Raw genomic sequence first — 20252 nt, 5'->3', positions numbered from 1 at the left:
AGTAAGCCGAATTACTACGACTTATTACGGATTACTCCGTTTCGTGTACTCCTCATAGGGCTAAACACACTCAGAGCTAAACACAGTCTTAATATTGTGTTTTTGCCTACCTGAATACTCTCGAATTTCTGCAAATCCTGCTTTTGTAAGAAGTTTTGCCCCAAAGCTACACAGATGAAACGTAAAAATTCGATGTATGGTCTTAAGGTAAGAAGCATGTGTCCTGAAGCCAAAAACCTCTAAAGAACGTTCCTGGTTGTTATAGCCCCACCCAAAATTCAAAAGTTCTGGATTTGTTATCATCATCCCAAGTTGATGAGCAATGATTTGCAGTTGCTGCACATCTTGCTCGCCAAATTGGTGAGACTGAAATTTACCAACATGTAGAACTCCTACTATGCCCTGTTCAAGAGGTAAGGGGATGCCTAAGAGCGATCGCAGATTCTTCTGACGCAAAATATGGCTGAAAATCTCGACTTGCGATAAATCATTAACTATCATTGGTTCCATCTTCGCGGCGATCTGACCAGCAATGCCCTGTCCTATTGGAATCCGGATCTGTTGTTCAATTTCCTCTTCAAGCCCAATGGTAGCGTATACAGCCAAATTCTGTTGGTCTATGGGCACAAGGAGGGTAACAGTGTCTACGGACATGTAATCTTGCACCCACTTCAGTACTTTTTTCGCAGAGTCGGTACGCTCAGCTTCTGTACAGTTTTGCTCATGATCCATAAGTATATTCCAGCCTCTATAGGACTTGGGCAAATCTGTATTGTTTTTCCAAAACACCATAACTCAACTCCATTAATTAACTACCAAATACTGAAATGATAGTTATAATTTGTGACATTTACAACCCTACCGTACCTGAAAATTTAGGGATTTATTCACATTCTTTTTTTTCCATAGAAACGTATTTTAAGGAAATTCCAAAAAATAAATGATCACTGCTACTGCATTCACCACGACTTCTTGCCCCTTGTTCTCCTTACCTTGTGAGCAATTGAATCTTTTTTTATTTGGAAGTCCCTAATGTGAGGAGGCTTAAGCAATTCAAAACTAGGTTGAAACTGAGTTTAGCTTAGCAATAACATCATCAGCAGCCTTTTGCCCAGCGCGAATAGCACCTTCTATGTAATTGACCCAAATACTAGAGCGTTCCGTACCAGCCCAATGAATTCGACCGACTGGACTACGGAGAGCAGAACCAGCAGTCGTGAGTAAACCAGGTGGTAAGACAGAAATGCATCCACCTGTCCAAGGTTGATGATTCCAATCGAATTCTACCCACTCCAATGGTTGTTGTGTTGTTTCACCAAAAGTTTCTCTCAAAAATGCAAGGCACAACTCTTGGCGTTCCGACTTCAGTAAGGTTGTGTAATCGGGAGCTAACAATCCAACAATAACACCTTTACTTCCATCTTCCGGCGAGATATCCAACACCTCAATTTTGGTATCGATACTGAGAAAGTGACCACTGATGATTTCACTTTGCCACCAAGGTTTTTCATAGATGGCATGAAATTTAATCCAACTCATCGTCTCCCACTCTGCAATCAGTTGATGGTGAATCGGAGGAAGAGGAGGGTCAAATTGGATACGAGCAACAGCTTTGGGCATCATCGCCACAATAACTTGTTGAGCAAACACAATTCCATGTTCATAAACCAGCTCAACACAGGAGCCATCATAACCTGATATTTTAGTAACAGGCGCATTTAGTAAAACCCGTTTCCCTAAGCGTTCTGCAATATTTAAGGAAATCTGTTGTGCTCCACCAACAAAACAAAAATCTTCAGCAGTCTCTAACAAATCATTGAATCCTGCGGTATGAACAAAATGAAGCATCCATAAAAGCGAAACTTTGTTTGGATCACCACTGAGAATTTGCCGTACACACCCCTCAAACCAAGCCCGTGCTTCATCAGTGCTTGTATTCTGCTCAATCCAAGTTCCCATTGTCATAGAGTCTAAACCCTTTCCATTCGGAGCTTGCCAAGGAGCTTCTACTGGAACAGTACGGCATAAAGCCTCAAACGTTGTCATCGCTTGAGCGAAATCTTTTTGAGCAATGTCTGATTCTAATGTTGGAGAGACTTCTAGCATAGTCCATTTCTGGCGGAAACCATAAAGTGTCTGACCTTCAAGCTTTCCTTTTTTGATAGAAACCTCCATTTCTTTTGCTAGATTCAGCAAAGCAGTTTGGGTAGGACCTGCCCATGTACCACCTTGTTCAACATAACCCCCTGACACAAGAGGATAATTGAGAGTCCGTCCGCCTACTCGTGAATTGGCTTCTAGTACAACTAGAGATTCAACTCCTAATTTATACAATTGCCAAGCTGCACTCAAACCAGAAATACCTGCACCCACAATAGCAACTTCTACATGAAAACTCATGGTGATGAACTTTATTTATGCTACATAGTTGATTTATACTATATAGTTACAACTTTTTTAGGCAAAACAATACCAGTTAACTGTATTCCTGCGTAAGTCTAAGGATATAAAGATTTAATATCGCAATCCTAAATAATTCGTCAAAAAAATGAATCACATATAAACAACGGGCAACTACTTCTCCTCAACAAAAAAGCCTCTCACATCATGAGAGGCTGGAATAGGACAGGAAGATAAGATATCAAATTATACTAGCAAAAGTATAGCAACGGCTCCTCCAACAGCGGAAAAAATTCCTGAAACGACTGCTGTGGTAAAGAGCCACCAGGCCGCAGATGCAGCAGCTTTGCGTGTTTCTTCGGCTTGGCGTTGTGCTTGAAGTTTCACTTCTTCTAAACGTCGCTGTGCTTCCTGCTGGATGCGTTCTGCCCGTTGCAGTACGTTGTTTCGTGCTCGTTCAACTTGGTCGATAATACGGTTAGCGTCTTCTTGGGAGATATCCTCACGGGAACTCAAAACTGCGACTAGGGTATCGCGATTGAAAGAAGATAGGCGATCGCGCAACGCATCAAACCCTGCTTGTGGGTCATCAAACAATGTGCGAACATCACGCTTAATGCTATCGTAGTTGAGTTCCGGACGCTCTAAAGAGTTGAGGTAGTTGCGAATGCGACCAAAAACTCCATCAACCACATCTTGAATGCGCCGCTGGATACCCCGCACTTGTTCCACAACCTGCTCACGCACTGATATCATTGTATCTGCAATTCTTGCGGCTTCCTCATCACTCAAGTCTTCCCGCAGCTTCAGCAGGGTGATGATGGTGGAACGGTCAAATTGGGAAAGGCGATCGCCTATACTTTCTATTCCCACTTGTGGATCATGCAGCAACAGATTGAGGTCGCGCTTAATACCTTCTGGATTGAGTTCATCTTTGCCACTCCTGCGTAGGTACTCTTCCAAATATGCTTGGAAAGTTTGTACTCTTTGCTGAGTTCGGGTGGCTAGGCGACGAGGTGTATGTATGATGTTGCGAATCGAAGTTTGCACAGAATCAATAACTTGATTGACTTGCTCTTCACTCAAGTCCTGACGTTGACTGAGCAACTTGACTAAGGTATCTCTATCAACCTGTGACAACCGACGACGCAGTGAGACGACGCCTTCTTTTGGATTTTGGAACAGTGTATTCAAATCCCGCTGAATTCCTTCAGGGTTGAGTTCTTGTTTACCCGTGTTCCGCAGATAATCTGCAATTGTGGTCGTTACGGAGTCGTACTGTTCTTTAGCTTTATCTACGACAGTTCTTGGTGCATAGCGAATGTTACTCCAGTTTTCCTCAACATTGTCCAAGATTTGATTCGCTTGGTCTTCGCTCAAGTCTTGCCGCTGACTCAGTAATTTCACTAATGTATCACGATCAAAACGAGACAACCGCGCTCTCATTGCTGCAAATCCTGCTTGTGGGTCATCTAAAAGTCTTGTGAGGTCAGCGCGGATACCGTCAGGGTTAAGTTCTTCTTTGCCTGTGTTCCGCAGGTAAGATTGTAAATTCAACCACAACGATTCAGCTTGATATTTTGCCTGCTCTGCAATTCCTTTGGATTCGACTAAGACTTGATCACGCTGTTTTTCTAACTGGTCAAGGATTGTGTCTGCTTCTTCTGGATAAATATCATTGCGTTCTAGCAGGATTTCCCGCATTTCCTGACGGTCAAACTGAGCAAGTCGGCGAGAAAGAGTTTCATAATCTGCATCTGAATCTTCCAACAGAGGCTTGAAATCCCGATGAATGCCTTCTACACTTAAGTCTGACTTGGGGGTCACAAGTAGATAGCTTTCGACTCGGCGTTGCAAGTCTTGTACTATCTCTCTTTCTTCTTCTGCAGTGACCGCAATCAACACGTCTTGGCGGATCAATTCCAACTGATTTGCAATGCGCTGAATTTCTGTTTGAGTCAGTAGACCTCTAGTTTTCAGGATTTTAACAAAATCACTCCGAGAAAGTCGCTCTAACTCTCGTCGTACTGTTCCTGGATCTGCGGCTGGATCGTAAATAACCTCACGAAATTCTTGGGTAACTTTTTCTGAACCGAGTTGCCAAGCGTATGTGTTAAGTAAGTAATTTTCTACATCAGCACGAATGGGAGTGTAAGGCTGTTTTGGTGTAGGAAGACCCAGCTTATCTGCTTGTTGGGTAAGTTTATCTTTAGCATTTGTCAAGGCAGCGAGAATTTTTTCGACATCCAAGTCTGATAAATCGGTTCGCCCCAACGCCACACCGGTTAAGGTTGTGATTGCCTGCTGAATTGTCCGTTGAATTGGACCTGGGGCGGTTTCTTGAGCTGCCCTTTGGTCAGCTTCTTTTGCAGACCGCATTTGGACCATCAGTTGATCCAGTTTGGCGTTGAGTTCATCAGTTCTGGTTTGTCCGGGTGGCAATGACTTGAGATAATTAACCAATTCTCCCAAACGGTCTGGCATTGGTTGTTGTTGACCGACCACCTGTTGCCAAACGCTATACAGTGTGTCAGCAATACGGTTGATTTCTCGCTTGGAAAGGTCAGTGCGACTGCTGATTAATTCCACAAACTTCTGGCGATCTATATTGCTTAGATCTGGACTACCGGCGATCGCCTTCAGTTGCGGATCGTTTAGTAAGCTTTCAAATTCGCCCCGAATCTTAGATATATCGAGTTCTGGTGGACGCACCATTTCCAAGTAATCTTCGACTTTATCTCGAAGCGTGCCGGGGTCTATAGCACTGCCTAATTCCCGACGTACAGCAGCAGCAGCAGCCTCAGCTGTTGCGACAACTTGCTGATTGACAGCTTTTGCCCCCAACGCAGCCGTCGCAGTTCCCATAATCGCTTGTAAGCCAGAAGTTGCTGTGTTGACTAACGAGCCAATTAAAGAACCCACCGTGGTTGAACTCACCCACACCAGCAGCAAGAAGTACGCTCCCCAAATCACCAACCCAAGAATTGCTCCTTGTACAGGAGACCAATTTCCAAAAATACTAAGTCTTACCGCTAAAAAACAAGCAATAGCAAGTGCGATCGTTACAGTTATTAATGTCCATAGTCCTACTGCTGTACCTATTTTGCGAATGGTACCGCCGAAACTTTCAACCTCTCCATGACCTCCATTTGAATCTGATGGACGACCCAAGTAGGAAATACCTGCAGCAACGGAGAGATTTGTGAGAACTAATTGTATGGCAAAAGCCAGGATCACACCAGAGATTAAAGCGAAGAAAAAGTGTGGCCCTAATCCAGGTAAATATGACTGGTTAGCATTTGTTGGCTGGTTATCAATTTGTGCCACCCAAAAAAGTGACCTGTATAATGCCAGTGTGATGTGCGTACTCTGAAACATCCTAATTTCTTCCTCTGTAGCTCAAGTTGGTGGCGATGAAAGTTACATGAGAGTAAATTTTGTATTTGTCATAATACAGTAAATTTTGTATCTATCATAAATACCCAACTCATGAGCATAGAATGCTGGAATTATAGTACTTTCAGCATCCCTCCAAGGTTTGAAAGCTTGCTACAGCGTGAGATAGAAGTTTTTCTACCTATTCAATTGCGTGAATCTTCTAGTGTCAAAGAAAAATTCCGAATTTTCACTCTTGACTTTTTTGTCTTATTTCCTATTCTGATTCCTTCAATTTTTACAAAAATTTTGTGAGGATTGATAGGCTTATTACTCATATGATATTCTATCGGGCTGCAAGCGGGAGGATGAGAACCCCTACCATGCGCGGGAGACGCATTGTCCCCGAAAAATTAGCCAGCCTTATTTACATCACGAGTACCCGACTTCGCCGACAGATCAACCAGGAAGGCTGGCTAATTTTTTACGTGTAAGACCCTCGGGGGGATGAAATCCGACTCGACGGGTTTTAACCCGGCGTTTCTGTTTCTAGGTATTGGCGGATAGCTTCGCGAATAAGGTCATTGATTGACCTTTCTGTAGAAGCAGACTTTTTCTTCAAATCTTCATACTCTTTATCGGATAATCGAAGATTGTAACGCTGCATAATCCCATATAAGTGTTAATATAGGATTAGTTTAACACCACTGGATGAAAAACTCCAAATAATAAAAACGTGTGTGCTAAACGTCTGAACCACGACAATTGTTAGCGTAGCGTGCGCCCTTGGCGCATAGATATGGGGTTGTGTTGAAAAGTCTTTTTTGAGCCGTCAACACGTAAAATCTAGTTCCTAAGAGGAACCGCTACGCTTCACGGTTGGAAGATACCAAAGTAGCCGCACAGCCTAGAAATAGGTCGAGGCGGGTAGGACTGTTTGAACCAGTCAAAGCCCCTTTGGGGCAGAACAACGTTGCGTAGTCCGATTTCTAATCGGCGTAGCAACAACAGTTCAGAATCTACGTTTTTCAAAGCGTGGAGAGTTCAAGCAAAACATACCTCTAATTCACTCTAGTTGCCATACACTCTCCTCCACCCCGATCTAGTCCACCTTGATGTAGGATGACACGTGATGCCCTGCCTGTCTCATCTACTACGAATGTGCGTTGAGCGTTTATCACCTTCAAAAAAAACTTTGTTGAGGACTCTGGAAACATTTCAACTCGTTCTTGTCCAGCCCATTGAGTAAAAATGTGATTAGACTCTTTTGTAACGGTCAAGACCAATCCAATGATCATTGGTATTGAATTAATGGAATCTCGGACGAAAAAATCATGGTTTGGGAAGGTCGTTTTGAATGCGATCAGCCGGAGGCTAATCGCATGTGCGTATCGCAAAAGTTAAAAAGATGCCGTGAAAAGTCAAATTCCGAGCTAATCTCTCTTTGATGATCATGAGCAAGCAATATTTGCTCTGCCCATGCTATCTCTTTCTACCAAGCACTTTTAACCACACCGATTCAAAACTGGCACTCATATATTTTGCTATTTTGCTCAGTTTTTACAAAGTCCCACAGGTCACGAGGTTCCGGCTTAGAAAAACAGCCAGCCTTATTTACCACGCGTAAACGAGGGGGCTTGACGATCAACACCTCAGCTTTGCTGTTTTTCTCTTCGCCTAATGCGTCAAAACCAGCTTATTCGTTACTTTTGTAACATTTTTTTACAAAAACTTTTTTTGCACCATCTCTAGGTGGATTTATTTAAGAAAACATCGTTGTCATAATCGTCCACAAGAGGTGCAGATGGTTTGTACCCAATGACAGAAAGCAGCAGAGTTGTAAATAGCTACATTGAAGTCAAGACACAAACTGAACTTGAACAAGGAAAAAAAATGGAAACTCGTCCTAGTACAAATTTGCCACCAGTTGCTACAGAATACAACGGCAAAGACCGCAATGCCTTTCTATTTGGTTTAAATCCCCAAGCAGAACTGTGGAATGGTCGATTGGCAATGATTGGTTTTCTTGCCTATCTACTTTGGGATTTGGCTGGCTACAGTGTCCTGCGTGATGTTCTGCACTTCATCGGATACTAATCTAAATTTTGTAGAGATGTAGCGTGCTACGTCTGTTAATCAAGTTAATCAAATATCAGCTTAATTTTGGAGAAACAAACAATGCAAACTCCTGAAAATCGCCCCTCTACAGATTTACCAACTGTTGCGACTGCTTACAATGGTGTAGATCGTAACGCCTTTCTATTTGGTTTAAATCCCCAAGCAGAACTGTGGAATGGTCGTTTGGCAATGATTGGTTTTCTTGCCTACCTACTTTGGGATTTGGCTGGCTACAGTGTCCTGCGTGATGTTCTGCACTTCATCGGATAATAGTCAGAAATTTAGTAGAGACGTAGTACGCTACGTCTCTACACTAAATATGAATGAAAACTTATTTTTTCTAGTTTTTTCTGAGTTTATTTCAGGATGTACTCAACCAAGTATTATTACAAGTTACTTTACAACTTCAATAGTGTTTTTATAGTAGAAAACGAACTAATACATAACATCCTGAAGTCAAAAGTTGTAGCAACATGACTGGTATACCATAGTGCAAAAAAGTTTTAAATGATATACGACGACCGTGCTGTTCAGAAATTCCTGCAGCGACGATATTAGAAGATGCTCCTACCAATGTACCATTGCCTCCCAAAGTAGCACCGAACATCATAGCGTAGAACATTGGCAGGACTTCGGGTGGAAATTGCCCGTGAAAATCTGGTGCAAGCACTTCTGTAGGTGCTAACCCAACGTTAACAACGTACTGTTTCAATAACGGTACCATTCCTACTACTAAGGGAATATTAGGAACAACACTGGATAACATCCCTACAAAAAATAGTAGAGATAAAGAACCAAAGAAAATATTTTTTCCTAAAATAATTGCTAATATCTTAGATAAACTATTGATGATACCTGTTTTTTCTAATCCTCCAATTAAGACAAAGATACTCATAAAAAATATCAATGTACTCCAGTCTATATCCCGTAATATATTGTTGACTGAGTCTATTTTGCTTTGATGTGATAAAAGCAGTGCTAAAGCTGCTCCTAGCAACGCAACACCAGCGGGTGAAATAGGAACTGGCAGATATTCTCCAACAACAAAAAATATTAGTACAAAAGCCATTATTAACCCACCGAGCATCAAAACCCGTGGATGATTGATTTGAGGATGTGGTAGTTGTTCAAGATTTTCTAGTTGTGTGTTCCAAATTTTGCGAAATAAAATTGGTAAGATAGCAACCACAGTAGCAACGGCGATCGCCCCTCCCAAACTTAAACGCCATAGATAATCTATAAAGCTGATATTAATAGCATCACCCACGATAAATGTTGCTGGATCACCAACTAAGGTTAACAGTCCTGCACTATTAGCAACAAAGACTAAAAGAATAAGTAATGGTACAAAATTTACCCCTACTTCTTGTGCCATAGGTGGAATTAAAGGCGCTAAAAGCATGACTGTGGTAGCATTTGGTAAAACAGCACAAATCGGAGTCGTAATCCCTACAATACCAAGTAAGAGACGATTGCCTTTTCCTTGAGCAAGGAGTACTATTTGTGTCGCTAGGTATTCAAAAATTTTGGTTGGTTCAAATGCCCTGATAAGCACCATGACTCCAAAGAATAAACCTAGTGTTCCATGACTGTTGCCGATATATCCAACAGCTTCTTCTAAAGTCATGACGTTAGTAAAAACCAGTAACAATGCTCCCAATAAGGCAGCAATTGTGAGGTGAACCCACTCTGTCATTATTAGTATAATGACACTTAGAAATGTGACAGCGCTAACAACTGTGTGCCAGTTTTCCACTCAAAAATCCTCTCTTATATTTTTTATTTAATAGGACTTACGCACTCGCGACGAAAAATAAGGCTTTGCGATTGCTTCCCTCCGGTCGCAATGACTCCAATTGCGTTATTTTTGCGTAAGTCCTGTTTAATTGAAAAAAAAACCACATATTTATGTGGTTTTGCACATCAAAAAATAGGAACAATCATCCTGTTAGTCAAAGGTTTAAGAAACAAAGTTTCTATACTCAGGAGTCTCTCCACAACATTCCCAACTATCTGGGCTAAATGTGTTTTTCATTGACAAAATTAGGTATCCCCAGTACTGAACAGGGAAAGTTATCACCAAGCTGTTGGACTATCGGATGATTAACAGAGTTACAGCCAAGTAAGAGTAAATTGGCAGCTTCTGATGTCACGACTTTTCTTAGTTCCTTGGCAATACAACCAAAGCGAAGATGGGCTTTAAAAGAACTTTTCCATTCTGCAGCTAGACAACTTGCTTGCCGAAGAATACATTCTGCTTGTGCAAATTTATCTACCAATATTTCTTGGGAATGGGCTGCATTATCTTGTGGTTTGGGTTGAGTTGTCACACCTGTGTCAAACTCTCTTAAGGAGAAACTAGTGGAACTGTATGGTGAATTTTGTTCCGTAACACCCTGAGTGACAAATTTTTCTCTTTGCAAAATATCTGCGCGATAACGATTCTGCTTTCCCTCTATCACATAGACAACTTGAACTGTTACTTGCGCCTTTGTTGCCAAACGTGTTTGATGAGCCATTAACAAGGCAATATCTAACGCAGTATGACTGTTGGGAGAGCTATTATAACCAACGATTAAATTGATTGATTTTGCAGATTGAGCCTGTGCAGAAACAGGTGTCTCTGGTACGGGAATTAATACCATTTGCTCAATCAAATCGTCTCTTCCGATTGCGTTTTGCAGACGCACCAAGATTGGTTTAAGATTCATAACTTTATAGTATCGCTAGAGAAAAATTTACAAAGACAATAATTGATTTGCTGTTTCTAACCCGTAATTAAGCTGATAGTTGCGAATTACGGATTATGAATGAGAAACTTTTTGATTACTCGTCTTGGGTGAAATACCGATCCAGGAAATTGAGCGCGTAGTTGCGCAGTTCGTAGTATTCTTTTGAGTTCCTCATAGCAGTGCGATCGCGTGGATGAGGAAACGGTACTTCTATGATCTCCCCAATGTTCGCAGCTGGTCCATTCGTCATGAGAATAATGCGATCCGACATATAAATCGCTTCATCCACATCATGGGTAACCATCATGACTGCTTGCCGGTGACTTTCCCAGATATCTAACACTTGCCGCTGCAATTTACCCCGAGTCAGCGCATCTAACGCTCCAAAAGGTTCGTCCATGAGCAACATTTTTGGGCGAATCGCCAATGCTCTGGCAATACCCACCCGTTGCTTCATGCCACCAGAAATTTCATCAGGATACTTATCAGCTGCTGCTGTCAAATTTACCATTGCCAGGTGTTCGTTCACAATGCTAATTTTTTCAGAACGATTAGCATCTTTTAGCACTTCGTCTACAGCAAGCCGGATGTTTTCCCGGACAGTTAACCAAGGCAATAATGAGTAGTGTTGAAACACCATCATACGCTCAGCTCCTGGTTTACGAATTTCTTTGCCATCTAACCGCACTGAGCCAGAAGTTGCTTTTTCTAATCCTGCCACAATCTTCAAAAGTGTGGATTTACCGCAACCAGAGTGCCCAATCACAGAAATATATTCATCTTCACCCACTGTCAAATTAACGTTATCTAAAACAACAAATTGATTGCCATCAGGTGTTCGATATGATTTCTGCAAATTTTCAATTTCTAAAAATCCAGTGCGCGGTGAAGCCTGATCATAGGTATCTTTTGAGAAAGAGGTAGATTTCATTTAACACTCCTGCAAAACTCTATTTATGAATCGTTCAAAAATGACAACATGAGTTATTCGTAAATCACTAAGGACGAATTGCCAAGAACAGTCAACACCAAGTTGACTTTGGTTAGTCTCTTAAGACATAAAGAAAGATTTAGGAGCGTTAGCTCTAATTTCAAAACTCTTAAGATATCCTTCTGGATCACTGGGATCAAAAGCTTTTTTGTCGATAAATAGTTCCGCCTGTTCTATCTTGTAATCTTCTTTTGGACATTCAATTCCCATGTCAGCAGCAATTTCTCGATACAAGTCAGTTCGCCAAGCTTTACGAGCTAATTCTTCAGCATTTTTGGGAATTTCTTTAATTTGTCCCCAACGAGCCGACTGAGTCATTAGCCAAAGACTCTGAGATTGCCAGAGAAATGTAGAATGGTCATTTGGTGCTTTCACAAGATTAGCCGGTGTGTCAAAGAAAATTGTTGTTTCAGGTGCTTTCCAAATCCGTTTTTGACTATCAAAACCGCCGTAATTGTATTCACCAACAATGGCTGGTTTTGTGAGTTTAAGTTTTGCTCCTGTAAACGATTTGCTCGTGAGAATTTTAGCGACTTCCTCCCGGTTTTTTGGATCACTACAATAGCGACAAGCTTCTATCATTGCCTTAACCAAAGAGCGATAGGTTTTCGGATTTTCTTGGATGAAAGATTCCATCACACCTAAAAGTCTGTCTGGATGTCCTTGCCAAATTTCTCTCCCTTGAGCAAAGGTGAAGCCAATCCCGTCATTACCAGTAATTGCTCGTGAATTCCAAGGTTCTGCCACCATATATCCTTGCATTGCTCCAATTCTCATATTCACGACCATCTGCGGAGGCGGGACAATAATAATGCGAAATTCTTGATCAGGAGCAACTCCAGCAGCAGCAGCTAAATAGCGGACAAAGTATTCATAAATTGCTGAACTCAGTACTACTGCCCAAACTTTTTTCTCAGATGGTAATTTTGCAAAGTAATTACGAAAATCTCGTCCAAACTCTTCTAAATTACCGTTATAGTCTCGCCAAGGACGCAATCCAGACTCCCACATTGCTTTATTCATCGTCATCGCATTACCATGACGGTGAATTGTCATCGCTGCACACAAAGGAGCATGACGTGCGCCTTCTGCACCTGTTCTCGCGTTTGTGACTGCACCACTCACCACCGGGGAAGCATCAAGGCGTCCAAAAATAATACCATCACGAGATGTCGCCCAGCTTGCTTCACGGCTGAGGGTGACATTTAAACCATATTTACGGAAAAGTCCTTTTTCCCAGGCTACAGCAAAGGGAGCGCAGTCATTCACTGGCACATACCCCACTGTAATGTTAGGTTTTTCTAGTGTCTTGGGATCGACGACTGGTTCTACCGCCGACGCCGCTTTTGACAAGCCTTTAGGAGCACGGTTAGCATTAATGGCACAAGAAGACATTCCAGTTGCGAATGCTGTTGCTCCTAGCCCTGTGATGAAGTTTCGTCGCGTCCAGTTGTTTGTGTTATTGTGACTCATGAAAAACCTCCTGCGGCGAAATGACTCAGAATATTAGCCACGAAGACACAAAAGTTCCTGTTTCATCTGTCACATCTTTTATTTGTGACAGTTCTAGCAGGTAGGCTGCTTGTTAAGCAGTGAGTTTTTCTGTGAATTTTGATATCTGAATTTAGAGTTGCTGAACTGCCCTACTCTGTACAATTCATCATTCGATTTCAAAAGCTCACATTTCTACCGCTGTAACACACTCTTATCAGAGGTTGTCATGCAATGGTACAATTCATGCAAATGACTAATTTGAAGTTATCGGGCGATGAGTCACAAAAGCTTGTATTCTACCTATGGCGTAATCAAGGAACAACCCTGTTAAGCCAATGACAAGCACAGCAAGAAAAACAGAATTGAGGTTCAAGCGACTCCATTCATCCCAGACAAAAAAGCCGATCCCGATACCACCTGTGAGCATTTCTACAGCTACGATCACTAGCCAAGCAATTCCTATACTAATTCGCAAACCTGTAAAAATATAGGGTAAACTTGCAGGCCAAATAATTTTTGTAATTCTTCGCCAATAAGGCATTTCGAGGACTCGTGCGACATCTATATAATCCTTATTAACACTGGAAACTCCCAAGGCAGTGTTAATAATTGTCGGCCACAAAGAGGTGATGAAAATGACAAATATTGCTGATGGATCTGCCAAATTAAAGATTGCTAGAGCAATCGGAAGCCATGCTAGAGGTGATACTGGTTTGAAAATTTGGATAATGGGATTAAGAACCATCATTGCCGTTCTTGACATCCCGATGAGAAAACCTACTGGAATTGCGACTAAAGCACCGATCGCAAAACCTAGTAAGACACGTCTAATACTTGCGATTAATAACCAGCCTATACCTAGGTTACCTGGTCCTCTTTGGAAAAATGGGTTCAGGATGTAATCTAAATTTGCCACTAATGCCTCGGGTGGAGTGGGCATTAACTCATGATTGGCAAGGGCAATAATCCACCATATGACAATCACGCCCAAAAAACCAAGCAAAGGCAGCAAGAAGGCATCCCTTATAATAATGGGCTTAGTTTGTTTCCAAACTGTTCGACTAGCAACCGCCAAAATAGCAGCTACATTCAGTTGAAATATCATTAAGTTGACCTCAACAGACTTAAGTGCAGGTACAATTAATCCGAGCAGCACCAGCCCAGGACACTGATGAGATCAACCATTACAATAATGCCGTCCCTTCAGTCTCCTCTCATTGCCTACGAAGTTAGCTGACGGGCTAGGGTTGAGAGATACCCTTCTTATAGAATTAGGAAAAAACAAAAAGTCAGTTAAAGATATATCTATATTTTGGTTATTCTTTAACTTTGTTTTTCTGTTTTCTATAAGATACGCCCCATATGTTGGTTCCTCCGCTCCAACTCATGCAATGCAATTTGTTGGATTAGGCTGACTTACTCTTAACTTTCTGACAAATGTAACACTGGTGCATAGTAGCGTCAAGTTACCTTAGGATATACTTATTTCCACTAAAAAGCAAGCATCTTCATGGAGAAAGTTTATCTATATTTAGATATATAAATATTATTTTGATAGATTATTTCAATCATATCTCAAGTTGTATATTTTTATTTTTAATCATTATTTTTTTGACACAAATGTAATATTTGTATATTTTACATAAAGATAATAAAATCTTTATCTTGTGTTTGTATACAGCGGTTTTATAAGAATTGCTGCACTTGTTAAGCGTTCAAGAACTGCCTACTCCGAAGCTCCGACCAGAATTTGTAAGGAGTTTAGCATGATTGGTGTATTTATTTCACCAATAGTCATCAACAGAAATAATATTATAAATTATTCCGCTCGCCTTGAATTTGTTATGATGAATTCATCTGCAATTTAGTTAAATTGGCGCAAATTTTTAAGTTATGCAAAGAAAATTCAACGTAGGGTACGTTAGCTGAAAATATAACACACTATCAACAATTTCAGGTGCCGTACTTTCTTCTAACACACCCTACCTCGACTTCATATTAGTTTACATACATTGATTTTTCTTGCTGACTGACTTACATTTCACTTCATTTTGCACGAAATAACTTTAAACAAGAAAGAACTCACCGAGTCTGGAGCCACGCCTACGCTCTGTCTCCAGTTAGCAATGAATACTGCATTCTGACTTCTTCTTTAAATAAGTATGGTGCCTGTCATCCTGGTGGTTTGTATTTGATGGAAATGAAAAACATGATAAATAACTCATGCTGTGTATTTCTTACACCACCTGATAAACAAAACTGAGACTTGCCCAATGATTGACATCCAACACATAGGAATCAGTTACGGTGCTGTTTATATCGCTGACAGCACTGGCATTATGCAAATCTTGCAGAAGAGCTTGTGTGACTTCTAAAGGGGCGATTAAGGGGTGAATGCGGTGTTGTTCTGTTTTAGGCGGCTTCGCAGCTTCCAAAGCCAAGAGAGATTGGGTAAAAGGTGCAGTACTAAAGATGAGTTGGGTTTCACTTAAAGAAGTTGGTTCTTGCACAACCCATTCAAAACCTGAAGTCGTTTGTGGTATTGTCAAAGTCTCCCCTGGAGAGATCACTATATCTTTGAGGACTGGTTGAACTTTTGATGGTTCTGATTCAGTACTCTTGCACCAAGGAAATAAGGCGATCGCAGTCCTACTACTATTTAATGCTAAGAGCATCAGATAAACAGGGCGATCGCTGATATTTTCGACTCGGTACTGTATCTTACTACCAACACTCACAGTTGTAAGACTTCCGAGTTGTGGAACAGATGCTTTGTTGTTTGACGTTTCAGTACTTTGGGTTCGCAGCGTTTCTCGTTGTATGAGTGCGCGAGGTGTTAAAGCGCCAATCAGTTCTAATGTTGCCTTAATTCCCAAGCGAGAAGAACCTGCATTCTCCGTTAATCGCCATAATTTTGCCGCCAGTAAAGTTTGCAGTTTTGCTCCTAACCTCTGTGCAGCGGTTTTCACTGCTTCTCCCGCATCTCCAGCAGTGTTTGGAATTAACTCGCCACCGAGAGAAAATAAGCCGTAAGGAGTGGGAGACACAACTGTGGAGTTTGTTGCTGCTAAATCTTTATTCTTCGCTTGTGGTAGTCTGCCAAAAAGATAATCTGCTGGTTGTTCTCCTGCAATGACACTTGATACATAGGGTGTTGCAAAAGCACTTGTCGCATCTACTCGCTCAATTCTTTCGAGTTCATTGAGAGCAATTGTTAAACTTATCTTCCGGGGTATAACTCGCACAGCTTCCTGAACAAGTTGCCCAACTTGGAGAGAAGTTGTACTTTCAGGAATAGAAATTTGCGCTTTTGCACTCAACCCAGCACGCGATTTCACAACCAGCTCCACATTATTTGACTCTTCTTTTGTGACTAGAGTGAGTCGTGAATTCACTCCATAGTATTCCAAAACTGGTGCAGGTAATCCCCCCAGCCATAGTAAAATTGTTTTCCCGTCGTCTTCTACTCCTGTAACGACTCCTTCTGCATAAGTGCTGCTTGCAAGCAAAATATTTGTAATCGATGTACGAGAAAGCTGATTTTTTGGATCTAGCAATAAAGCTGGTTGCTGTTTTGTGCTACCCAACTGTTGAATAGAACCTGCTATATCAGAAAGACACACTTGAATTGTTGTTGTTGGTGTGGCTTCCCATAAATACTGGGTTAAGGCATGGGTAAATAATCCAGCACTAAAACCAGAAAACTGCTGCTCTCTTGCCAATTGCTCAGGGAGAGAGGTTGCGCAAAGCACAACGGCTGACTGCTCACTAGAGGCTTTTTCTTGTAGCTGTTTTTGCAACTCAAGTTCTTCTGCTAACAGGATAGCTTGTCCTGGTCCTGGACAGCTGCGAATTCCCAAGTTCGTTGGCAAAGAGTTGGAGGGAGCATAGTAGCTCGTATCCAATACTGCTGCTATATGATTTGTGGAAAGCGATCGCAACATCAGCAATAGTGTTTCTTCCAATAAGTAGTTGACAGTTTTGGTTTCTTGTGTATTTATTTCATCAACTGGAACGAGAGCGTTTTGCTCTGTTTCTTGTGTTTCCAATTTGATACGACTGCCATAGCCACTATAGTGGAAGACAACCACATCATCAGGTTTGGCTTGCTTAACCAAGTGCTCGAAAAAAGCCGTCTCGATAGATTCCCTCGTCGCTTGTGCATCAGTTAACGAGACAATATCGGAGGCACGAAAACCAAAGCGGTGAATCAAAAGTTCCCTTTGCAGTTCTACATCGGTTAGACAACCGGTAAGAACTGGAGATTGTGGGTACTGATTGATACCGACTAATAAAGCCAATTTACGCGGTACAGATTGTGCCAATGCTTGATAATAGCGGCTTCCCAAGGTCAACCACCCTGTCTCAACTGCACTCAATACCGCGAGTATAGAGCTAAAACTTTGTAAAAACGTTCGCCGCTTCATAAATTAACTATCAGCCCTCAGTCCATGAGCTATAGCTTAAAGGGCTGAGGCTGTAGTGTAAAGCAACCTTTTACACTTTATTATTTGCCTTTGATGTGCTTTAAATTTGATAAGTATGAACTGGTACTTGGATTGCTCGCGCCAATTCTGCAGCGACTTCTGGACGAGAAAATTCTGGTGGAGGTAACTCGCCTCGACGCAGCATTTCCCGCACTTTTGTTCCTGAAAGATGAATACGCTCTTCTGGAAGACTAGGACTTGTTTTACTTGTCGCCATTTGCTGGGTACGCATGCAATAAAAGGCGTGTTCAAACATCATCGGCACAATACCCAGTTCTTCAGGCTTAAACTCATCAAAGATGTGCTGAGCATCATAAGTGCCGTAGTAGTTACCGACTCCAGCGTGATCCCGACCAATGATAAAGTGAGTACAACCGTAGTTCTTGCGAATCAGAGCATGGAAAATTGCCTCTCGAGGACCAGCATAACGCATAGCCGAGGGATTAATTGCTAAAAGAACGCGGTTATGTGGGTAGTATTTTTCCAGCAAGATTTCGTAGCAACGCATTCTTACATCTGCAGGAATGTCATCTTCTTTTGTCGCTCCTACCAATGGATGCAAAAATAGACCATCCACAATTTCCAAAGCACACTTTTGGATATATTCATGAGCACGGTGGATGGGGTTACGAGTTTGAAACCCAACAACAGTTTTCCAACCCATTTCTTGAAACAACTGCCGAGACTCGGCGGGATCAATTTGGTATTTTGGAAACACAGGATGAGGAGCGCGTTGTAATAACCACACATCACCTGCTAAATTTACAGAACCTTGATTGTAAACTACCTGTACACCAGGATGCTTTGAATCATTAGTTCGATAAACATGAAGGGCTTCGCGGGTTTTGTCGTAATGATATTTTTGTGTTAATTCTAATACCCCAATATATCGACCAACAGAATCATCCAAGCGGATTAAATCACCTTCTTTTAAGGGGGCGGCAACTTTCTCATCCACCGAGAGTGTAACAGGAATTGACCAAACAGTACCGTTAGCCAGCCGCATTTGATCAACAACGCGGTTATAGTCTTCCTGATTCATAAAACCAGTCAGTGGACTAAAACCACCAATTGCAATCATTTGCAAATCCGATACCGCCCGTCCATCAAGTTGAACTCGCGGTAGAAAGTCGGCTTTTGAAAGAAATACTTGTCTTTGCTCAGGTGTAGCGATGCGATTCACTAACTGCCCACCGTGAGGGGTTATGCCATTAGGATGATAACTCAAGGCTGTCCTTTTTGTACGATAACTACATTTTTTTTTAATCTATGTATTTAACTTACCAAACCATAGGACGCATAGAGCAAAGATTATGAGTAATCGGAAGGAGGGAGGGAGAGAGAGAGGGATGTTTTCCTACACTTTCACAGTCTTTTTCATTTTCCCTCATCCCTGATTCGTCATTTCGCTAAACTGTTCAATGATCCCACCAGCCAACACTTTCTCCCCGTCGTACCACACAGCGGCTTGTCCGGGGGTAATGCTGAACTCAGGTTCATCAAATACTATGCGAACATGAGAGTTTTCTAAGGGAATCACTGTGACGGGTACAGGAGTTGAACGGTAGCGAACTTGTACTTGAGCCCGGATGGGAGTTGCTGGTTGAGCAATAGATACCCAATTTACCCTTGCGACAGTGCATTCTGGTGCTCGTGCTTTGGTGCGATCGCCTACAACAACCCTGTTATTAACTGCATCCAATGCAATCACATACAATGGTTCAGCTGCGGCGATACCTATACCTTTACGCTGTCCAATTGTGTAATGATGAACACCATCATGTTGACCGAGTATTTTACCTGAAGTATCAACGATATCTCCTTTTTTGGGTGTGAGATATTTATCAAGAAACGCTCGCATTGAGCCGTTACTTTCTACCAAGCATAAGTCTTGGCTTTCTGGCTTATCTGCTGTTTTCAAGTTATATTCATCAGCAAGACGACGGGTTTCGCTTTTGTGCAATTCTCCAAGTGGAAATACGCTTCCTGCTAGTAAATCTTGCGACAAATCATAGAGAAAATAGGACTGGTCTTTGTTGCGGTCAATTGCTCGCAGCAATTGGTAACGTCCAGAAACTTCATCATACTGAATGCGAGCATAATGACCAGTCGCAATGCGATCGCATTTCAAATTTTCGCGAGCGTACTGCAACATGGGACCAAATTTCACAGTTTTGTTACATTGTGAGCAAGGCAAAGGAGTGATCCCAGCGCTATAACCAGCCACCAGGTAATCAATAATATTAGTGGTAAAGACGTCCCGAATATCAACAATATGATGGGGAATGCCCAGCTGTTCACAAATATAAGCCGCATCTATCATACCTTCAGAGCAGCATTGACCTTTCCCTTTCATCAGCCAAAGGGTTAAACCAATAACTTCATAACCTTGATGGTGCAAAATGGCTGCTGCGGTGGAACTATCAACGCCACCAGAAAGACCAACTACGACTTTGTTCATAATGCATAAATTTAGCGCTTGCTTGTGATGGTTCCCGATGAGTACAACTTTGTACTCTGGTTAGGTCTTTAGGGACTTTACCAACTCTACGTCGTTGGTGTGAGTGGTATTTCCAGGGTACCAAATTTGGCAGTTCTCGCCCACTTTCTGCGTTTTCACACTAGGAACAGATTTCCGAGACTACGAAAACTTCG

At 41.9% G+C, this 20252-nt stretch carries 14 protein-coding genes and 1 riboswitch; of the genes, 2 read left to right on the top strand and 12 right to left on the bottom strand.

Going from position 1 to position 20252, the window contains the following annotated elements; genetic code table 11:
- Positions 1–60 precede the first annotated feature (60 nt).
- From DP117_RS08020 to DP117_RS08005, 4 genes are all read right to left on the bottom strand, one after another.
- Positions 61–792, bottom strand: a complete 732-nt coding sequence (locus DP117_RS08020) for a GAF domain-containing protein (RefSeq protein WP_169217791.1) — start codon at positions 790–792, stop codon at positions 61–63.
- Between the two features lie 267 nt (positions 793–1059).
- Entirely contained in the window at positions 1060–2400 is a 1341-nt protein-coding gene (locus DP117_RS08015; RefSeq protein ID WP_169217790.1) for an FAD-dependent oxidoreductase, read from the bottom strand.
- A gap of 246 nt (positions 2401–2646) precedes the next feature.
- The gene (locus DP117_RS08010; RefSeq protein ID WP_169217789.1) at positions 2647–5778 is read right to left on the bottom strand and encodes an MFS transporter; all 3132 of its coding nucleotides are present in this window, start codon (positions 5776–5778) and stop codon (positions 2647–2649) included.
- A 526-nt stretch (positions 5779–6304) separates the two neighbouring features.
- Positions 6305–6442 carry a ribbon-helix-helix domain-containing protein gene (locus DP117_RS08005; protein WP_169217788.1) on the bottom strand — a complete coding sequence of 46 codons (138 nt, stop codon included), beginning with the start codon at positions 6440–6442 and terminating at the stop codon, positions 6305–6307.
- A gap of 1226 nt (positions 6443–7668) precedes the next feature.
- Here DP117_RS08005 and DP117_RS07995 point away from each other — a divergent pair.
- The gene (locus DP117_RS07995; RefSeq protein WP_248277583.1) at positions 7669–7872 is read left to right on the top strand and encodes a chlorophyll a/b-binding protein; all 204 of its coding nucleotides are present in this window, start codon (positions 7669–7671) and stop codon (positions 7870–7872) included.
- 81 nt (positions 7873–7953) lie between these two features.
- The gene (locus DP117_RS07990) at positions 7954–8163 is read left to right on the top strand and encodes a chlorophyll a/b-binding protein (RefSeq protein WP_169217786.1); all 210 of its coding nucleotides are present in this window, start codon (positions 7954–7956) and stop codon (positions 8161–8163) included.
- A gap of 148 nt (positions 8164–8311) precedes the next feature.
- On the opposite strand, the gene DP117_RS07985 is transcribed toward DP117_RS07990, so the two are convergent.
- The 8 genes from DP117_RS07985 to mnmA form a co-directional block, all read right to left on the bottom strand.
- Positions 8312–9649 carry an ArsB/NhaD family transporter gene (locus DP117_RS07985; protein ID WP_169217785.1) on the bottom strand — a complete coding sequence of 446 codons (1338 nt, stop codon included), beginning with the start codon at positions 9647–9649 and terminating at the stop codon, positions 8312–8314.
- Positions 9650–9911: 262 nt separating this feature from the next.
- The gene (locus DP117_RS07980) at positions 9912–10604 is read right to left on the bottom strand and encodes a universal stress protein (protein WP_211175973.1); all 693 of its coding nucleotides are present in this window, start codon (positions 10602–10604) and stop codon (positions 9912–9914) included.
- Positions 10605–10719: 115 nt separating this feature from the next.
- The gene (locus tag DP117_RS07975) at positions 10720–11556 is read right to left on the bottom strand and encodes a nitrate ABC transporter ATP-binding protein (RefSeq protein ID WP_169217784.1); all 837 of its coding nucleotides are present in this window, start codon (positions 11554–11556) and stop codon (positions 10720–10722) included.
- A gap of 120 nt (positions 11557–11676) precedes the next feature.
- A complete protein-coding gene (locus tag DP117_RS07970; RefSeq protein ID WP_169217783.1) occupies positions 11677–13089 on the bottom strand; it encodes a CmpA/NrtA family ABC transporter substrate-binding protein in 1413 nt (470 codons plus the stop codon).
- A gap of 274 nt (positions 13090–13363) precedes the next feature.
- The gene (ntrB, locus tag DP117_RS07965) at positions 13364–14215 is read right to left on the bottom strand and encodes a nitrate ABC transporter permease (RefSeq protein ID WP_169217782.1); all 852 of its coding nucleotides are present in this window, start codon (positions 14213–14215) and stop codon (positions 13364–13366) included.
- A gap of 98 nt (positions 14216–14313) precedes the next feature.
- Positions 14314–14533, bottom strand: a riboswitch (cyclic di-AMP (ydaO/yuaA leader).
- Between the two features lie 814 nt (positions 14534–15347).
- Positions 15348–17537 carry a caspase family protein gene (locus DP117_RS07960; RefSeq protein ID WP_169217781.1) on the bottom strand — a complete coding sequence of 730 codons (2190 nt, stop codon included), beginning with the start codon at positions 17535–17537 and terminating at the stop codon, positions 15348–15350.
- A gap of 100 nt (positions 17538–17637) precedes the next feature.
- The gene (gene sat, locus DP117_RS07955) at positions 17638–18825 is read right to left on the bottom strand and encodes a sulfate adenylyltransferase (RefSeq protein WP_169217780.1); all 1188 of its coding nucleotides are present in this window, start codon (positions 18823–18825) and stop codon (positions 17638–17640) included.
- A gap of 159 nt (positions 18826–18984) precedes the next feature.
- Positions 18985–20097 carry a tRNA 2-thiouridine(34) synthase MnmA gene (gene mnmA / locus DP117_RS07950; protein ID WP_339381071.1) on the bottom strand — a complete coding sequence of 371 codons (1113 nt, stop codon included), beginning with the start codon at positions 20095–20097 and terminating at the stop codon, positions 18985–18987.
- Positions 20098–20252: the final 155 nt, after the last annotated feature.

It is taken from the genome of Brasilonema sp. UFV-L1, from assembly GCF_012912105.1.
GTDB lineage: Bacteria > Cyanobacteriota > Cyanobacteriia > Cyanobacteriales > Nostocaceae > Brasilonema.
This window is presented reverse-complemented; position numbering and strand designations above follow the sequence as displayed.

What these genes read in the sequence shown, in the direction of transcription:
- DP117_RS07960 (WP_169217781.1), bottom strand. Translation starts at nt 17,537, where the DNA reads ATGAAGCGGCGAACGTTTTTACAAAGTTTTAGCTCTATACTCGCGGTA.
- DP117_RS08015 (WP_169217790.1), bottom strand. Translation starts at nt 2,400, where the DNA reads ATGAGTTTTCATGTAGAAGTTGCTATTGTGGGTGCAGGTATTTCTGGT.
- DP117_RS07995 (WP_248277583.1), top strand. Translation starts at nt 7,669, where the DNA reads ATGGAAACTCGTCCTAGTACAAATTTGCCACCAGTTGCTACAGAATAC.
- DP117_RS07980 (WP_211175973.1), bottom strand. Translation starts at nt 10,604, where the DNA reads ATGAATCTTAAACCAATCTTGGTGCGTCTGCAAAACGCAATCGGAAGA.
- DP117_RS08005 (WP_169217788.1), bottom strand. Translation starts at nt 6,442, where the DNA reads ATGCAGCGTTACAATCTTCGATTATCCGATAAAGAGTATGAAGATTTG.
- ntrB (WP_169217782.1), bottom strand. Translation starts at nt 14,215, where the DNA reads ATGATATTTCAACTGAATGTAGCTGCTATTTTGGCGGTTGCTAGTCGA.
- DP117_RS07975 (WP_169217784.1), bottom strand. Translation starts at nt 11,556, where the DNA reads ATGAAATCTACCTCTTTCTCAAAAGATACCTATGATCAGGCTTCACCG.
- DP117_RS08010 (WP_169217789.1), bottom strand. Translation starts at nt 5,778, where the DNA reads ATGTTTCAGAGTACGCACATCACACTGGCATTATACAGGTCACTTTTT.
- DP117_RS07970 (WP_169217783.1), bottom strand. Translation starts at nt 13,089, where the DNA reads ATGAGTCACAATAACACAAACAACTGGACGCGACGAAACTTCATCACA.
- DP117_RS08020 (WP_169217791.1), bottom strand. Translation starts at nt 792, where the DNA reads ATGGTGTTTTGGAAAAACAATACAGATTTGCCCAAGTCCTATAGAGGC.
- DP117_RS07990 (WP_169217786.1), top strand. Translation starts at nt 7,954, where the DNA reads ATGCAAACTCCTGAAAATCGCCCCTCTACAGATTTACCAACTGTTGCG.